The sequence below is a fragment of the Klebsiella sp. K5-204 genome, assembly GCF_030128585.1.
In the GTDB taxonomy this organism is placed as follows: Bacteria; Pseudomonadota; Gammaproteobacteria; order Enterobacterales; family Enterobacteriaceae; genus Klebsiella; species Klebsiella quasipneumoniae.
Map to the genome: position 1 here is coordinate 594120 of NZ_JAKUZS010000001.1, position 14748 is coordinate 608867.

At 58.6% G+C, this 14748-nt stretch carries 12 protein-coding genes; 5 read left to right on the top strand and 7 right to left on the bottom strand.

From position 1 onward, the window contains the following. Positions 1-172 precede the first annotated feature (172 nt). Both fumA and fumC read left to right on the top strand, forming a co-directional pair. Complete coding sequence (fumA, locus tag MKR05_RS02960; protein WP_023289495.1) at positions 173-1819, top strand: class I fumarate hydratase FumA; 1647 nt, start codon at positions 173-175, stop codon at positions 1817-1819. A gap of 337 nt (positions 1820-2156) precedes the next feature. Further along, a complete protein-coding gene (gene fumC, locus MKR05_RS02965) occupies positions 2157-3557 on the top strand; it encodes a class II fumarate hydratase (RefSeq protein ID WP_032452692.1) in 1401 nt (466 codons plus the stop codon). Here fumC and tus read toward each other — a convergent pair. The 4 genes from tus to rstA all read right to left on the bottom strand — a co-directional run bounded on the left by tus (position 3547) and on the right by rstA (position 7431). Continuing rightward, the gene (gene tus, locus MKR05_RS02970; RefSeq protein ID WP_104467037.1) at positions 3547-4479 is read right to left on the bottom strand and encodes a DNA replication terminus site-binding protein; all 933 of its coding nucleotides are present in this window, start codon (positions 4477-4479) and stop codon (positions 3547-3549) included. The genes fumC and tus overlap by 11 nt on opposite strands. Positions 4480-4554: 75 nt before the next feature. After that, entirely contained in the window at positions 4555-5856 is a 1302-nt protein-coding gene (rstB, locus tag MKR05_RS02975; RefSeq protein WP_072421730.1) for a two-component system sensor histidine kinase RstB, read from the bottom strand. A 265-nt stretch (positions 5857-6121) separates the two neighbouring features. Beyond that, entirely contained in the window at positions 6122-6484 is a 363-nt protein-coding gene (locus MKR05_RS02980; RefSeq protein ID WP_023289499.1) for a hypothetical protein, read from the bottom strand. 230 nt (positions 6485-6714) lie between these two features. Continuing rightward, positions 6715-7431, bottom strand: coding sequence for a two-component system response regulator RstA (gene rstA, locus MKR05_RS02985; protein WP_023289500.1), 717 nt, complete (start codon positions 7429-7431; stop codon positions 6715-6717). A 128-nt stretch (positions 7432-7559) separates the two neighbouring features. Between rstA and MKR05_RS02990 the strand changes: the two genes are divergently transcribed. Continuing rightward, on the top strand, positions 7560-7895 hold the full coding sequence (locus tag MKR05_RS02990) for a GlpM family protein (RefSeq protein ID WP_023289501.1): 336 nt from the start codon (positions 7560-7562) through the stop codon (positions 7893-7895). Here the strand turns inward: MKR05_RS02990 and folM are convergent. The 3 genes from folM to ydgH form a co-directional block, all read right to left on the bottom strand. Beyond that, complete coding sequence (gene folM, locus MKR05_RS02995; protein WP_032452696.1) at positions 7892-8614, bottom strand: dihydromonapterin reductase; 723 nt, start codon at positions 8612-8614, stop codon at positions 7892-7894. The two genes, MKR05_RS02990 and folM, sit on opposite strands and share 4 nt — an antisense overlap. 36 nt (positions 8615-8650) lie before the next feature. Continuing rightward, positions 8651-10033, bottom strand: a complete 1383-nt coding sequence (locus tag MKR05_RS03000) for an amino acid permease (RefSeq protein ID WP_044522700.1) — start codon at positions 10031-10033, stop codon at positions 8651-8653. Between the two features lie 177 nt (positions 10034-10210). Continuing rightward, on the bottom strand, positions 10211-11161 hold the full coding sequence (gene ydgH, locus MKR05_RS03005) for a DUF1471 family protein YdgH (RefSeq protein ID WP_004887044.1): 951 nt from the start codon (positions 11159-11161) through the stop codon (positions 10211-10213). A 521-nt stretch (positions 11162-11682) separates the two neighbouring features. Here ydgH and pntA point away from each other — a divergent pair. Together pntA and pntB are read left to right on the top strand one after the other, a co-directional pair. Continuing rightward, complete coding sequence (gene pntA / locus MKR05_RS03015) at positions 11683-13212, top strand: Re/Si-specific NAD(P)(+) transhydrogenase subunit alpha (RefSeq protein WP_048297428.1); 1530 nt, start codon at positions 11683-11685, stop codon at positions 13210-13212. Positions 13213-13222: 10 nt separating this feature from the next. Then, complete coding sequence (pntB, locus tag MKR05_RS03020) at positions 13223-14611, top strand: Re/Si-specific NAD(P)(+) transhydrogenase subunit beta (protein ID WP_284118053.1); 1389 nt, start codon at positions 13223-13225, stop codon at positions 14609-14611. The last annotated feature ends 137 nt before the right edge of the window (positions 14612-14748 follow it).

Here is a 14748-nt window from a genome sequence, read left to right on the forward strand (position 1 = left end):
TTTATCGCCCTATTAAACCAGCAAACGCTGGAGAAGCAACTGCTGAAAGAAAAAGTCGTCCCTGTCTCAGTTTTTGTTAAAAAATTGTGTAAAATTGATCGACTCGCTTTTCTACAGGCACATGGAGTCCCTGCCTGAAACATAATCAGCCAAAGCAGTAAGTGAGAGTACAATGTCGAATAAACCGTTTGTTTACCAGGATCCTTTTCCCCTCAAAAAGGATGACACCGAGTATTATCTCCTCAGCAGTGATTACGTCTCCGTCGCCGAATTTGCCGGCCAGGAAGTGCTAAAAGTTGACCCTCAGGCGCTGACCCTTCTGGCGCAACATGCCTTCCACGACGCCTCCTTTATGCTTCGCCCGGCCCATCAGCAGCAGGTAGCGGATATCCTTAACGACCCGGAAGCCAGCGAAAACGACAAATACGTCGCCCTGCAGTTCCTGCGCAACTCCGATATCGCCGCCAAAGGCATTCTGCCTACCTGCCAGGACACCGGCACCGCCATCATCATGGGTAAAAAAGGCCAGCGCGTCTGGACCGGCGGCGGCGACGAAGCCGCGCTGGCGCAGGGGGTATACAACACCTACATCCAGGACAACCTGCGCTATTCGCAGAACGCCCCGCTGGATATGTATAAAGAGGTCAACACCGGCACCAACCTGCCGGCGCAGATCGACCTCTATGCTACCGATGGCGATGAGTACAAATTCCTCTGTATCGCCAAAGGCGGCGGCTCGGCGAACAAAACCTATCTCTACCAGGAAACCAAAGCGCTGATCACCCCGGCGAAGCTGAAAAACTATCTGGTGGAGAAGATGCGTACCCTTGGTACCGCTGCCTGCCCGCCGTACCACATCGCCTTTGTCATCGGCGGTACCTCGGCGGAAGCGACGCTGAAGACGGTCAAGCTGGCATCCACTAAATACTACGACGGTCTGCCGACCGAAGGTAATGAGCATGGCCAGGCGTTCCGCGACATTCAGCTGGAGCAGGAGCTGCTGGTGGAGGCGCAAAACCTCGGCCTCGGCGCGCAGTTCGGCGGCAAATACTTCGCCCACGATATCCGGGTGATCCGCCTGCCGCGCCACGGCGCCTCCTGTCCGGTAGGGATGGGGGTTTCCTGTTCCGCCGACCGCAACATCAAAGCCAAAATCAACCGCGACGGCATCTGGATCGAGAAGCTGGAGAGCAATCCGGGGAAATATATCCCTGAGCATCTGCGCCAGGCCGGCGAAGGCGAAGCGGTGAAGGTGAACCTTAACCAGCCGATGAGCGAGATCCTGGCGCTGCTGTCGCAGTACCCGGTCTCCACCCGTCTGTCGCTGAGCGGCACCATTATCGTCGCCCGCGACATCGCCCACGCCAAGCTGAAAGAGCTTATCGATAATGGCGAGGAACTGCCGCAGTACGTGAAAGATCACCCGATCTACTACGCCGGCCCGGCCAAGACGCCGGACGGTTACGCCTCCGGCTCCCTCGGCCCGACTACCGCAGGCCGCATGGACTCTTACGTCGATCTGCTGCAGTCTCACGGCGCGAGTAAGATCATGCTGGCGAAAGGCAACCGCAGCCAGCAGGTCACCGACGCCTGCCATAAGCACGGCGGTTTCTACCTCGGCAGCATCGGCGGCCCGGCGGCGGTACTGGCTCAGCAGAGCATCCGCAGCCTGGAGTGCGTGGCGTATCCGGAGCTGGGGATGGAGGCGATCTGGAAAATCGAAGTGGAAGACTTCCCGGCGTTTATCCTCGTCGATGATAAAGGCAACGACTTCTTCCAGCAGATCCAGACGTCGCAGTGCGCCCGCTGCGTGAAATAAACCTGGCCGCCCTTCGGGGCGGCTCTGGCCGATGACAAACTTGTTTTCGTTATCGTGCGCGCCTTCTGCCGGGTGGCGGCTTTCGCCTTACCCGGCCTACGAAAACAGCAATATCAACCGGGTATGCCATTCCCTGTCGGCCCGCGCCAGCGCAGCGCCGCCGGGCAATCGCTGAAGATGGCATGTTGTCAGCCGTCCGGGCCGCCCTTCGGGGCGGCTTTTTTATGCCGCTTTGCGGCACGAACCACCAAAACAACTTATCAATCTGGCCAATACTTACTCTTTTAAGCAGGTGAGCTTTGTCGCTATGACGCACTTTTCATCCAAGGAGAAAGTAATGACAACGCATCGCAGTGAAAAAGACTCGATGGGCGCCATCGACGTCCCGGCCGATAAACTCTGGGGCGCCCAGACCCAGCGTTCGCTGGAGCATTTCCGCATCTCGACCGAAAAAATGCCCGGGGAACTGATATATGCCCTCGCGCTGACCAAGCGGGCGGCGGCGAAGGTCAATCAGGATCTTGGCCTGCTGACGGCGGAGAAAGCCGGGGCGATCGTCGCCGCCGCTGACGAAGTGCTGGCCGGAAAACACCCCCAGGAGTTCCCGCTGGCTATCTGGCAGACCGGTTCCGGCACCCAGAGCAATATGAATATGAACGAGGTGCTGGCTAACCGCGCCAGTGAACTGCTCGGCGGTGAGCGGGGGATGGCGCGAAAAATCCACCCCAATGACGATGTCAATAAAAGCCAGAGCTCGAACGATGTGTTTCCCACCGCCATGCACGTCGCGGCGCTGGTCGCCCTGCGGGAAAAATTGCTCCCGTCGCTGCAGGCGCTGCGGGCCACGCTCAACGAAAAAGCGGTGGCCTTCAGGGATATCGTGAAGATCGGTCGCACCCATCTGCAGGACGCCACGCCGCTCACCTTAGGCCAGGAAATCTCCGGCTGGGTGGCGATGCTGGACCATAGCCTGAAGCATCTTGAAGCCAGCCAGCCGCACCTTGCCGAGCTGGCGCTGGGCGGGACGGCGGTGGGGACCGGGCTGAATACCCATCCGGAATATGCCGTGCGGGTGGCGGCCGAGCTGGCCTCGCTCAGCGGACAGCCGTTTGTCACCGCGCCGAATAAATTCGAAGCGCTGGCCACTGTCGATGCCCTGGTCCATGCCCACGGCGCGCTGAAAGGTCTGGCGGCCTCGCTGATGAAAATCGCTAACGATGTCCGCTGGCTGGCTTCCGGGCCGCGCTGCGGGATTGGCGAAATCGCCATCCCGGAAAACGAGCCTGGGTCATCGATTATGCCCGGTAAGGTCAACCCGACGCAGTGCGAGGCCCTGACCATGGTCTGCTGCCAAGTGATGGGTAACGACGTGGCGGTGAATATCGGCGGCGCCTCGGGTAACTTTGAGCTCAACGTCTATCGGCCGATGGTCATTCACAACTTCCTGCAGTCGGTGCGTCTGCTGGCGGACGGCATGACGAGCTTTAACGAGCACTGTGCGGTGGGCATTGAGCCGAATCGTGAGCGGATCACCCAGCTGCTCAACGAGTCGCTGATGCTGGTGACCGCGCTGAATACCCATATCGGCTATGATAAAGCGGCGGAGATCGCCAAAAAAGCGCACCATGAGGGGCTGACCCTGAAGGCTTCGGCGCTGGCGCTGGGCTACCTGACGGAAGCCGAATTCGATAGCTGGGTGCGCCCGGAGCAGATGGTCGGCAGCCTGGCTACTCGCTAGCCAGCCAGAGGTGCAGGCGTGGGATCAGTAATCTCAGCGCCTGCGCCTCCGGTTTGTAGCGGTATTGCACATTGTCGGCATCGTAGTTGAGCAATTCGCCAATATCCGGCACGCTGACCCCCTGGCTACCGGACATCAGGGCGATCAGCGGGCTGGGGCAGGCGTACTGCACCTGTTTCTGCTCGCTGGCATACCAGACGCGGGCAATCGGCTGCACTTTCACCGGCCGTTTGATTTTCAGCCGCGCCCGCTGCGGCAGGGCGGCGATATCCTGATACTCCCTTTCCAGTTTGCTCTGCCACTGCTCGCGGGTCCAGGGCGGCACCGCCCGCGGCGATTGCAGGCTTTTTTCCAGCATCATCAACACCTGGTCGCGGGTCAGATTTTTGATCACGTGCTTATTGGCCCAGCCGAAGCGGATAGTGCTCGGGTCGAGGAGGGGCGTTAGCGTGCGATAGGCGCTGAGGGTGATTAACCCAGGCAGATGGCGATGCACCCACTCAAAGCGGGTGGTGGGGGGCAGGCCAGCGTCGACAGTGACGATTTTCTCGAAGGTGGCCTTCAGGGCGTTAATCTGCTGAATGCGCGCCAGCAGCGCCTGCTGTTCCGCGGCGGAGACCTTGAGACAGATAGCGCCCGGCAGGCGGACGGCGGCTTTGCTGCTGCGGGTTTCCGACTGCTGCTGGATAAACAGATGGCCGTAGTGGCGCAGGGCGAGATCCAGCGCCGCCTCGCCGGTGTGCTGGACGACCGTAATGTTCGCCAGCGGGTCATGCTCGGCATCTTTACTGATCGCCGGCAGCTCAAACACCCGGCCCGCCAGCAGCCGGCAGGTGGCTAACGCCTGGCGCAGCGCCTGCAGCTCCAGCTCGATCTGGCGAAAGGTATCATTCAGACGTTCAACGAGGTCGTAGCTGGCCATCGCCTTCACCTTAGTTACAACATGCTATTCGATTTTTCCAGCATAGCCAGCCCGCGGCCTCTGCGCAAGTTTTATTCAGGCAGGGGTAAAATCGGGCAACTGATGATAGACCGGCCAGCTAAAGCAGAAGCGGGCGCCGCCGAGTGGACTGGCCTCGCAGCGAACGTCGCCCCCCATCGCCTGGGCGATACTGTGGACAATGGCCAGGCCGAGGCCGCAGCCTCCGGTCGCCCGATCGCGGCTGGGGTCAAGACGAACAAAAGGTTCGAACACCCGCTCGCGCTCCTCGGGGGCAATGCCCGGGCCGTCATCGTCGACCTGCAACGACGCGCGGGAACCCTGCAGGGTCAGGCTGACCGCCACCCGCTGACCGCTGTAGCGCAGGGCGTTGTTCACCAGATTATCCAGCACCCGCTCCATCAACCGCATATCCAGCGCGCCATAGTTGCCGCGGGTCAGCGTCGCCAGGCCGACTTCGCGCTGCGGGTTGACCATCTGGATATCCTCGACGTGGTCGCTGATCCAGGCGGGGAAATCGGGGGTGGTCAGGCTGAGCTCCGTCTGCGGGCGGTCGAGACGGGCGTAGGTCAGGAGCTCTTCTATGAGCGCCTCCAGCTGGCCGATATCGCGGTTCAGCGCCTGCGATTCCGCCTCGGTGAGGTTTTCGCTCATCTCCAGACGGTAGCGCAGGCGCACCAGCGGCGTCCTGAGCTCATGGGCGATGCCGTCAATCAGCTGCTTTTTACTGGCAATGAGGGCATTAATGTTGTCGGCCATCTGGTTGAAGGCCACCCCGAGCCGCTCAAAGCTGGACATGCTGTCAAAATGAATACGCTCGCTGAGGTGGCCTTCGCCAAAGCGCTGGGCGGCGGTCTCAATGCGCAGCATGTCCTGCCAGTGCGGACGCATCCAGATAAACACCGGGAAGGCCAGCGAGATAGCGATAAACGCCATCAGCGCTACGTCCAGGAGACGCATTTCATGCAGAAAATAGAGATAGGGCACCGGGCCCACGGATAACACATAGTGGCTGCGGGGGATGCGCTGGATAAAGGTGTACTGGTCGTCGAGCGCGACGATATCCCCGGCGCGCAGGTGCTGCATCGAGCTTTCCGACAATTTGAATTTGCTCATCGGCTCGATGTGCAGGTCGAACGACAGATTAAGATCCAGTTCTTTCAGCGTTTTGCTCCAGTCGCGAGGCGGAATTTCCCGCAGCTCGCTGCGCATCAGATACAGTGAGCTTTTCATCAGATCGTCAAGCGACTGCCGGCCGGCGCGTTCAGCGGTAAATTTATAGACCAGGCCCACCAGCATGGTCATCACCAGAAAGCAGACGAAGAGCAGAAGGTAGAACTGCACGAACAGCTTTTTCATTACATTACCGCATAGTCAAAAAGAGAAACCTGCCGGCGCCTCGGGACCATCTGCCCGGCGAGGCGGAAACGTCTCGGGTTTACCGGGGCGAGCCGAGGCCCGCGCGGGAGTAACCGATACGCTATCAAAGCAGGGTTTATGTCCCCTGACAATAGCCAGCCGGGGGGGAGCGACGTCGTTGAAAATGTGACGGTGTCACTTATTGCGAGCTTACCTCTGCATTAGGCAAGGATTGTCTCCACTGTCATCTGCACGCCGCTGGGCGCTACTCGCGATAGTAGGGGATATCCACCGGATAGAGGGTGGCCAGGCTCAGCAGTCGACAGCGCACCAGCTGTTTTGCTTCGGCATACCAGTAAGCAAATTCGCCGGTGGTCTGGTGGTAAATCATCTGATCAAGGTTAGCAAACGGGATCACCAGCAGCGGCCCCTGGCGCACGTATCCGCCGCCGGTTTCGAAATGGTGATCTCCCCAGGATTGCTGGGTATGTTGATAGCGGTGGAGGAGCACCTTAATTTGCCCGCGCTGTGGACAGAGGAGCCGGATATCGGCGTTGTCGAGGGAAAAAGCCCAGCCAGAGAGTGACGTGAAGAGGGTAAGTGCCAAAAGTACAACGTATTTCATCATGCAAAAGTCCTGTGTTTTCAGGCTTTATGCCACTCTGAAAACGGTAAGTCCTTGAGCACAATCATATTGAGGGGTTATGTGATGGGCTTCTGTACGGCGAAACATATTGATTTACTCAATATGACAAACTGGCGGCGACCCGCCAGCGCGAAGGCGGCGAAAAACGCGATGCGCATGCCGCCGGGGTCAGGCGGTGAAACGGGCCCCTTTCAGGGCCGCAGAAGGACCGCTCAGTTGTCCCAGGCGTGGGGGGCGAAGAGGTAGCCTTTATTGCGTACCGTCTTAATCCGGTAGGGTTCTGTGGCGTTATCGAGCAGTTTTTTGCGCAGGCGCGAGATGGCGACGTCGACGCTGCGATCCATCCCGTCGTAGGTGACGCCGCGTAAATTTTTCAGCAGGGCGTCGCGGTCCATAATCTGCCCGGCGTGGGTAGCCAGCTCCCACAGCAGGTCGAAATCGGCGGTAGACAGGGCGACGCTTTCTCCGCCGAGCAGCACCTGGCGGTTGACCGGGTCAATGGTCAGTGAGCCAAAGGAGATGGTCTTGTGCGGGGTGAGCGTCGCAGGCGCGCCTGCTCCCGCCGGGGCGATATGCTGGCGCAAATGCAGACGCAGTCGCGCCAGCAGCACCGCCGGCGGGGTGGTTTTCAGGATATAATCGCTGGCGCCCATCTCCAGGGAGAGGATATGGTTCATATCGCTGTCGAGCGAGGTCAGCAGGACAATCGGCCCTTGCCATTGCCCACGCAGATCGCGACAGAGCGTCATTCCGTCCTTGCCGGGCAGCATAATGTCCAGGAGCACGAGGTCCGGTTTCTCCCGCGCGATCACTTCCTCTGCGCGGTCGCCGCGAGGCTCGACCACCACATCCATATCATGCTTGCCGAGATAGGCGGCGATCAGCGCCCCTACCTCAGGGTCATCCTCAACAAAAACGATTTTATTCATGTCTATTGCACATCAGTAAAAGAAGTAACATACACCGCGCCTATTTTACCCGCCATTCCTCTTTTATAAACAGCGCTAATTCCGCTATGCTGCGCTAACTTGTTGATTCATTGTTAAGGCATAAGGACATGGGGCTGTTAATCAAAGGGCTGCTGGGCGCGCTGGTGGTGGTGCTGATTGGCGTGCTGGCGAAAACCAAAAATTACGCCATCGCCGGACTTGTTCCGCTGTTTCCCACCTTTGCGCTCATCGCCCACTATATTGTCGCCAGCGAGCGCGGTATTGAAGCCCTGCGCACCACTATCGTGTTCGGCATGTGGTCGATCGTTCCCTATTTTATCTATCTGCTGTCGCTGTGGTATTTCACCGGGATCATGCGCCTGCCGTTGGCGCTGGCAGGCGCAGTGGGGTGCTGGGGGCTGTGCGCGTGGCTGTTGATTGTTGGCTGGAGCCGCTTCCACTAACGTAGAGGGCGACCGCCGTCGACGGCGAATGACCGGCCGGTCACGTAGCGGCTGGTAAACAGATAGTCGATAAGGTCGCTGATCTCTTTCTCGCCCGGGGCGATTTTCATCAGCGACTTATCCAGCGCCTGCTGACGATAAGCCTCGTCGTCACCTTCATTGAACATGATCAGCGACGGCGCAATGGCGTTGACTTTGATCTCTGGGGCCAGCTTGCGGGCAAAGGAGCGGGTCATGTTGTCCAGCGCGGCCTTGCTGGCGGCGTAGGCGATATGTTTATCGCTCCCGCGCTCCACCACGTAATCGGTGATATGGATAATGTCGCTGGCGGCGTGGCCGTGGCCGCGCAGGAGCTCCTCCAGCGCGTGGTTGAGCAGATAGGGGGCATGGACGTGGATCTGCATCATGCGGTTGATCACCGTGCTGAGCGGTACGCCCGGCTTCTCCGCCATCCAGTCACTGGCGTTGTGGATGATGGCCCGCAGGCCGCTGGTATGCGATTTAACCGCTTCGGCAAAGGTCAGAATGCCGTCATCGCTGCTGAAGTCGGCCTGCAGACAGAGGGCGCCCGCTTCGCGCAGGTCTTCGATCGCCGGATAGGGCGTGCGATAGCTGACGATCACCGGCTGGTGTTGCTGCAGAAAATGGTGCGCTAGCGCGAGGCCGATGCGGCGGCCTCCTCCTGTGATCAGAACCGGGCGGGGCTGTTGTTCAGCCATGGGTATCTCCTTTGATTTCTGCGGCAGGGCGACCGCTTACCCCACCAGCATCCACGTTGCCGGCACAGCGGCAACCAGCAATAAACCAATTAGCGCCAATTCGCGGCGTTTGAGCGAACGATCGTGCTGGTGCGTACGTCGGGCGTACAAAAAGACCAGAAGACCCGGAGCGTAAAGTACCACCGACAACAGCAAATGCACAGGTCCCGACGCGTATAATAACCATAAGCCATAAATGCAGGCGCCGATACCCACCGCTTTATGCAGCGGACGGGTGGCGATTTTGAGCAAAAAGGCGCCGACCAGCAGATAGGGCACGAGGATCATCTCTGAGGCGATGGTCAGCAGGGTGCCGTAGTCCGAACCGGTCAGCCAAATGAGGACCAGCGACGCCTGAACGCTGATATTGGTCAGCCACAGCGAAGCGGAGGGGGCGTTGTTGCGGTTCTGGCGGGCGAACAGGCGCGGGAAGGCTTTGTGGGTGGCGGCGAGGTAAGGCACTTCGGCAGCCATGATCGTCCAGCTGAGATAGGCGCCACACACCGACACGATAAGCCCGGCGGCAATCACAATTTCACCCCACGAGCCCATCAGTCTGACCATCAGTCCCGCCATCGACGGGTTGCGCATTTCGGCCAGTTCGCTACGCGGCACCACGCCCAGCGACAGCAGGGTGACCAGCAGATACACCGCGAGGGCCGAAAGCACCGCCAGCAGCGTCGCGCGGCCAACGTCCCGCTTGTGTCGCGCGCGGGCGGAGACCACCACCGCGCCCTCGACGCCGATAAACACCCACAGAGTGATCAGCATCGTGTTTTTAACCTGCTCCCACACCGGTACGCCCAGCGCCAGGCCGCTGAAATCGAGGCGGAACGTATCCAGCTGAAAGGCCAGGGCGGCGAGGGCGACAAACGCCCCCAGCGGCAACAGCTTGGCGAGGGTGGCGACCAGGTTAATCCCCGCCGCCGTCTGCACGCCACGCAGGACCAGGAAGTGGACCACCCACAGCAGAACTGAAGCGCCAACGATAGACTGCCAGGTGTTGCCATCGCCAAACAGGCGCAGCTCAGGGGTATCGGTGAAGAAACTGAGCGCCGAAAAGACGATCACCAGATAGGAGACATTGGCGATCACCGCGCACAGCCAGTAGCCCCAGGCGGAACAGAAGCCGATCAGCTCGCCGAACCCTTCGCGGGCGTAGGTGAAGATCCCGCCGTCGAGGTCGGGACGAATACGGGTCAACAGCAGCATCGCGAAGGCGAGGAACAGGATCCCGACGCCGGTAATCGCCCAGCCGATGAGCAGAGCGGAAGGGCTGGCCACGGCCGCCATATTTTGCGGCAAACTGAATACGCCAGCGCCGAGCATTGAGCTGAGGACCAGGGCGGTCAGGGCGCTCAGGCCCAGTTTCTTTTCCATTGCATTCCCGAGGTGAAAATGGCTGTTCCAGAATATTTATTTTGCGAAATCGCATAAAAATGGAGGATTGCGCTAAGGCGCGGGATTTTACGGAGTGTCCGAGGGCCATGCAATGGCGGGGGATGAAAAAAAATGAAAAGGCGGCAATGCGCCGCCTTTTTAGCCAGTCAATAGCGATTATTTGTACAAATCGGCGCTGATGGTGATGTTGCCGCCGCGTTCCTGCCACTGGCGGGTAATGTGATAGTACTTCGCCCCTTTCTTCGCCGCGCGTTTTGCCGTCTGATAGGAGATCTCGGTCATGTTGCCGTAGTTGCCGGTGAACTTGATGTTATCGAACGGCACCATTTGCGCCGCAGTCACTTTGTTCACTTCTTCAACTTTGGTGCCGTCCGGCAGCGTGACAGTGTAACGTCCGCCTTTTGACGACTGGGTCTCGAAGAAACGACCTACGCCGGTGCCGGAGCCAACCGCCGCGGTGGTGGCGACGCCCGGGATTTCGACGTTTTTCGCCGCTTCGCCGCCTTTGGCCAGCGCCGCGCGGCCGGCTTCAGAATCAGCCGGGATAGCGTCCGGGCTCTGCAGAACGCGTTTTTCCGCATCTTTTTTGTAGATATAGGCGGTAATGCGCTGATTGCCGCCCTGGTTGGCGTCGACCTGGCGGACGATGAAGAACGCATAGGCGCCTTTCGCTTTCGCCGCTTTGGTGATGGCGTCGTTCACTTCCGGCTGGCTGCGATAGAAGCCCTGGACGGTGACGGTGTCGTAAGGCATCAGCTCAACGGCCTGATCTTTCGGCAGCTCCATCACGCCATTGATGATGCGATTTTTCGGCGCATCCGCTTTCGGCGCGTCGTCTTTATAGAGGTCAGCCGTGACGCGCCAGTTGCCGCCATTGCCGTAATCCGACGTGTCGACAACATAGAATGAGGCCGCGCCGTCTTTGTCAGCTTTGCGCGATACCGCTTGCACCGCGTCGCCAATGGCATTAAACCGGCCGGTGACGACAACGCGATCGTAGGGCTTCAGCGCAGCCGCCTGCTCCGGGGTCAACTCGGTCGCTGCGTGGGCAGACAACGTGGCGGTTGTCAGGAGAGCAGACGCCAGGAGGGTGTTTTTAAGCTTCATAAAAATAATCCTTTGCCTTGCGCAAACCATATACTGGTGTTGTTGTTGACTGAAAACGTTTGATTATTGCATTTAATCGCCGTGACTGTCTGCGTCATTTTTTGCGTGCCGCCCGAATCGTATACTACGGAAAGATAACATTTTTCGATATGTTGAAAAAACAGCCGCTTGACCAGCAAAAACGATAATCGATACCACTTTTATTAGTTAATGTAATGTTAATACAATGATCTCAATGGCGATAAATGGCGTTTTATACCACTGGATAAGCGGATTATCAGGCCTGAGAGGCAAATTCAGGTAAATATTGCTGCCCGGAACCATCTGTGCTGACAATAAGCAATAAAATCAAAATTTCTGTTTTATCGCTGTAGATCACAATCGCTATTTTCAGTAGGTTATAAAAAGTTTGTTACTGTTTCATTTTGCAGACAGCGAAAGATGGCGAGGATGATTTTGCCGTCCTGTCGCTGTTGGTCAGAAAAGTAAACCATCATCAAAAACCGATGGAAGGGAAAACTATGCGTATTGGTGTACCACAAGAAAGGCTAGCCCAGGAGACCCGGGCCGCCGCCACGCCGAAGACCGTTGAGCAGTTGCTCAAACTCGGCTTTAGCGTCGCGGTAGAAAGCGGCGCCGGGAAGCTGGCCAGCTTTGACGATGAGGCCTTTGCCCAGGCAGGGGCTGAAATCGTGACCGGCGACGAGGTGTGGCAGTCTGATGTCATCCTCAAGGTCAATGCCCCGAATGACGATGAAATTGCCCTGTTAAACCCAGGAACCACGCTGATTAGCTTTATCTGGCCGGCGCAAAACCCGCAGCTGATGGAAAAACTGGCGGCCCGTAATATCAACGTGATGGCGATGGATTCGGTGCCGCGTATCTCACGCGCCCAGTCGCTGGATGCGCTCAGCTCAATGGCCAATATCGCCGGGTACCGCGCTATCGTTGAAGCGGCCCATGAATTCGGTCGTTTCTTTACCGGGCAGATCACGGCGGCAGGCAAAGTTCCGCCTGCCAAGGTGATGGTTATCGGCGCCGGGGTAGCTGGACTGGCGGCGATTGGCGCCGCCAACAGCCTGGGCGCGATTGTCCGCGCCTTCGATACCCGCCCGGAAGTGAAGGAGCAGGTGCAGAGTATGGGCGCCGAGTTCCTCGAGCTGGATTTTAAAGAGGAAGCGGGCAGCGGCGACGGCTATGCCAAGGTGATGTCCGAAGCCTTTATCAAAGCCGAAATGGCGCTGTTCGCCGCCCAGGCGAAAGAGGTCGATATTATCGTCACCACGGCGTTAATACCGGGCAAACCGGCGCCGAAGCTGATCACCCGGGAAATGGTTGACTCAATGAAGTCGGGCAGCGTGGTGGTCGATCTCGCCTCGCAAAACGGCGGCAACTGCGAGTACACCGTGCCGGGCGAAGTGGTGACCACCGCCAACGGCGTGAAAATTATCGGTTATACCGACCTCCCAGGCCGTCTGCCGACCCAGTCCTCCCAGCTCTACGGCACTAACCTGGTGAACCTGCTGAAGCTGCTGTGCAAAGAGAAAGACGGCAATATCGTTATCGATTTCGATGACGTGGTGGTGCGCGGCGTGACCGTGGTGCGCGAAGGCGAAATCACCTGGCCGGCGCCGCCGATTCAGGTCTCCGCTCAGCCGCAGGCCGCGGCGAAAAAAGTGGAAGCGCCGAAAGAAGAGGTCAAACCGGCGTCGCCGTGGCGCAAATATGCGCTGATCGCGCTGGCGATTATCCTCTTCGGCTGGCTGGCCAACGTGGCGCCTAAAGAGTTCCTCGGCCATTTCACCGTCTTCGCGCTGGCCTGCGTGGTGGGTTACTACGTGGTATGGAATGTCTCCCATGCCCTGCATACGCCGCTGATGTCGGTGACGAACGCCATTTCGGGCATTATCGTGGTTGGCGCATTGTTGCAGATAGGCCACGGCGGCTGGGTCAGCTTCCTGAGCTTTATCGCGGTACTGATCGCCAGCATTAATATTTTCGGTGGTTTTACCGTGACTCAGCGCATGCTGAAAATGTTTCGCAAAGGATAAGGGGTAGCACATGTCTGGTGGATTAGTTACAGCTGCATACATTGTTGCTGCAATCCTGTTTATTTTCAGCCTGGCGGGTCTGTCGAAACACGAAACCTCGCAGCAGGGCAACTATTTCGGCATCGCCGGGATGGCCATCGCTCTGATCGCCACCATTCTGGGGCCGGACGCCGGCAACGTCGGCTGGATTATCCTCGCGATGGTGATCGGCGGGGCCATCGGTATTCGTCTGGCGAAGAAGGTCGAAATGACCGAGATGCCGGAGCTGGTGGCCATCCTGCACAGCTTCGTGGGCCTGGCGGCGGTGCTGGTAGGGTTTAACAGCTACCTGCAGCATGAACCCGGTATGGAGCAGATTCTGGTCAATATCCATTTGACCGAAGTGTTCCTCGGCATCTTCATCGGCGCGGTGACCTTCACCGGTTCGGTGGTGGCGTTTGGTAAACTGCGCGGCAAGATCTCCTCCAAACCGCTGATGCTGCCTAATCGCCATAAGCTGAACCTGGCGGCGCTGGTGGTCTCCTTCGTACTGATGGTGATTTTCGTGCGCTCCGACAGCACCGGCACCCAGGTCCTGTGCCTGCTGGTGATGACCGCGATCGCGCTGGCCTTCGGCTGGCACCTGGTGGCCTCTATCGGCGGCGCGGACATGCCGGTGGTGGTCTCTATGCTCAACTCCTACTCGGGCTGGGCGGCGGCGGCGGCGGGCTTTATGCTGAGCAATGACCTGCTGATCGTCACCGGCGCGCTGGTGGGCTCTTCCGGCGCCATCCTCTCTTACATTATGTGTAAGGCGATGAACCGCTCCTTTATCAGCGTGATCGCTGGCGGCTTCGGCACCGATGGTTCCTCCAGCGGCGGCGATGAAGAAGTGGGCGAGCACCGCGAAATTAGCGCCGAAGAGACGGCGGAGATGCTGAAAAATTCGCACTCGGTCATCATCACCCCGGGCTATGGTATGGCGGTGGCCCAGGCGCAGTATCCGGTGGCCGAGATCACCGAGAAGCTGCGGGCGCGCGGCATTAAGGTGCGCTTTGGCATTCACCCGGTCGCCGGCCGTCTGCCGGGGCATATGAACGTCCTGCTGGCGGAGGCCAAGGTGCCTTACGACATCGTGCTGGAGATGGATGAGATCAACGATGATTTCAGCGACACCGACACCGTGCTGGTCATTGGCGCTAACGATACCGTCAACCCGGCGGCGCAGGACGATCCGAAGAGCCCGATTGCTGGTATGCCGGTGCTTGAGGTGTGGAAAGCGCAGAACGTGGTGGTCTTTAAGCGTTCGATGAACACCGGTTACGCCGGCGTACAGAACCCGCTGTTCTTTAAAGAGAACACCCATATGCTGTTTGGCGATGCCAAAGCCAGCGTCGATGCGATCCTGAAAGCGCTATAATGTAACATTATTGTTTTACAACGTTTGTTTATAAGCCGTCTCCTGTGAGACGGCTTTTTTATATGCAGAAGGATGCCAGGAATTGTTCATAAAATAAGCGGCGAGAGGTGATATAATGTTCCGGTTCTTACATCAGA

Bases quoted from the DNA above. Each gene is read 5' to 3' on its own strand.
- fumA (WP_023289495.1), top strand. From the start codon at position 173: ATGTCGAATAAACCGTTTGTTTACCAGGATCCTTTTCCCCTCAAAAAG.
- fumC (WP_032452692.1), top strand. From the start codon at position 2,157: ATGACAACGCATCGCAGTGAAAAAGACTCGATGGGCGCCATCGACGTC.
- tus (WP_104467037.1), bottom strand. From the start codon at position 4,479: ATGGCCAGCTACGACCTCGTTGAACGTCTGAATGATACCTTTCGCCAG.
- rstB (WP_072421730.1), bottom strand. From the start codon at position 5,856: ATGAAAAAGCTGTTCGTGCAGTTCTACCTTCTGCTCTTCGTCTGCTTT.
- MKR05_RS02980 (WP_023289499.1), bottom strand. From the start codon at position 6,484: ATGATGAAATACGTTGTACTTTTGGCACTTACCCTCTTCACGTCACTC.
- rstA (WP_023289500.1), bottom strand. From the start codon at position 7,431: ATGAATAAAATCGTTTTTGTTGAGGATGACCCTGAGGTAGGGGCGCTG.
- MKR05_RS02990 (WP_023289501.1), top strand. From the start codon at position 7,560: ATGGGGCTGTTAATCAAAGGGCTGCTGGGCGCGCTGGTGGTGGTGCTG.
- folM (WP_032452696.1), bottom strand. From the start codon at position 8,614: ATGGCTGAACAACAGCCCCGCCCGGTTCTGATCACAGGAGGAGGCCGC.
- MKR05_RS03000 (WP_044522700.1), bottom strand. From the start codon at position 10,033: ATGGAAAAGAAACTGGGCCTGAGCGCCCTGACCGCCCTGGTCCTCAGC.
- ydgH (WP_004887044.1), bottom strand. From the start codon at position 11,161: ATGAAGCTTAAAAACACCCTCCTGGCGTCTGCTCTCCTGACAACCGCC.
- pntA (WP_048297428.1), top strand. From the start codon at position 11,683: ATGCGTATTGGTGTACCACAAGAAAGGCTAGCCCAGGAGACCCGGGCC.
- pntB (WP_284118053.1), top strand. From the start codon at position 13,223: ATGTCTGGTGGATTAGTTACAGCTGCATACATTGTTGCTGCAATCCTG.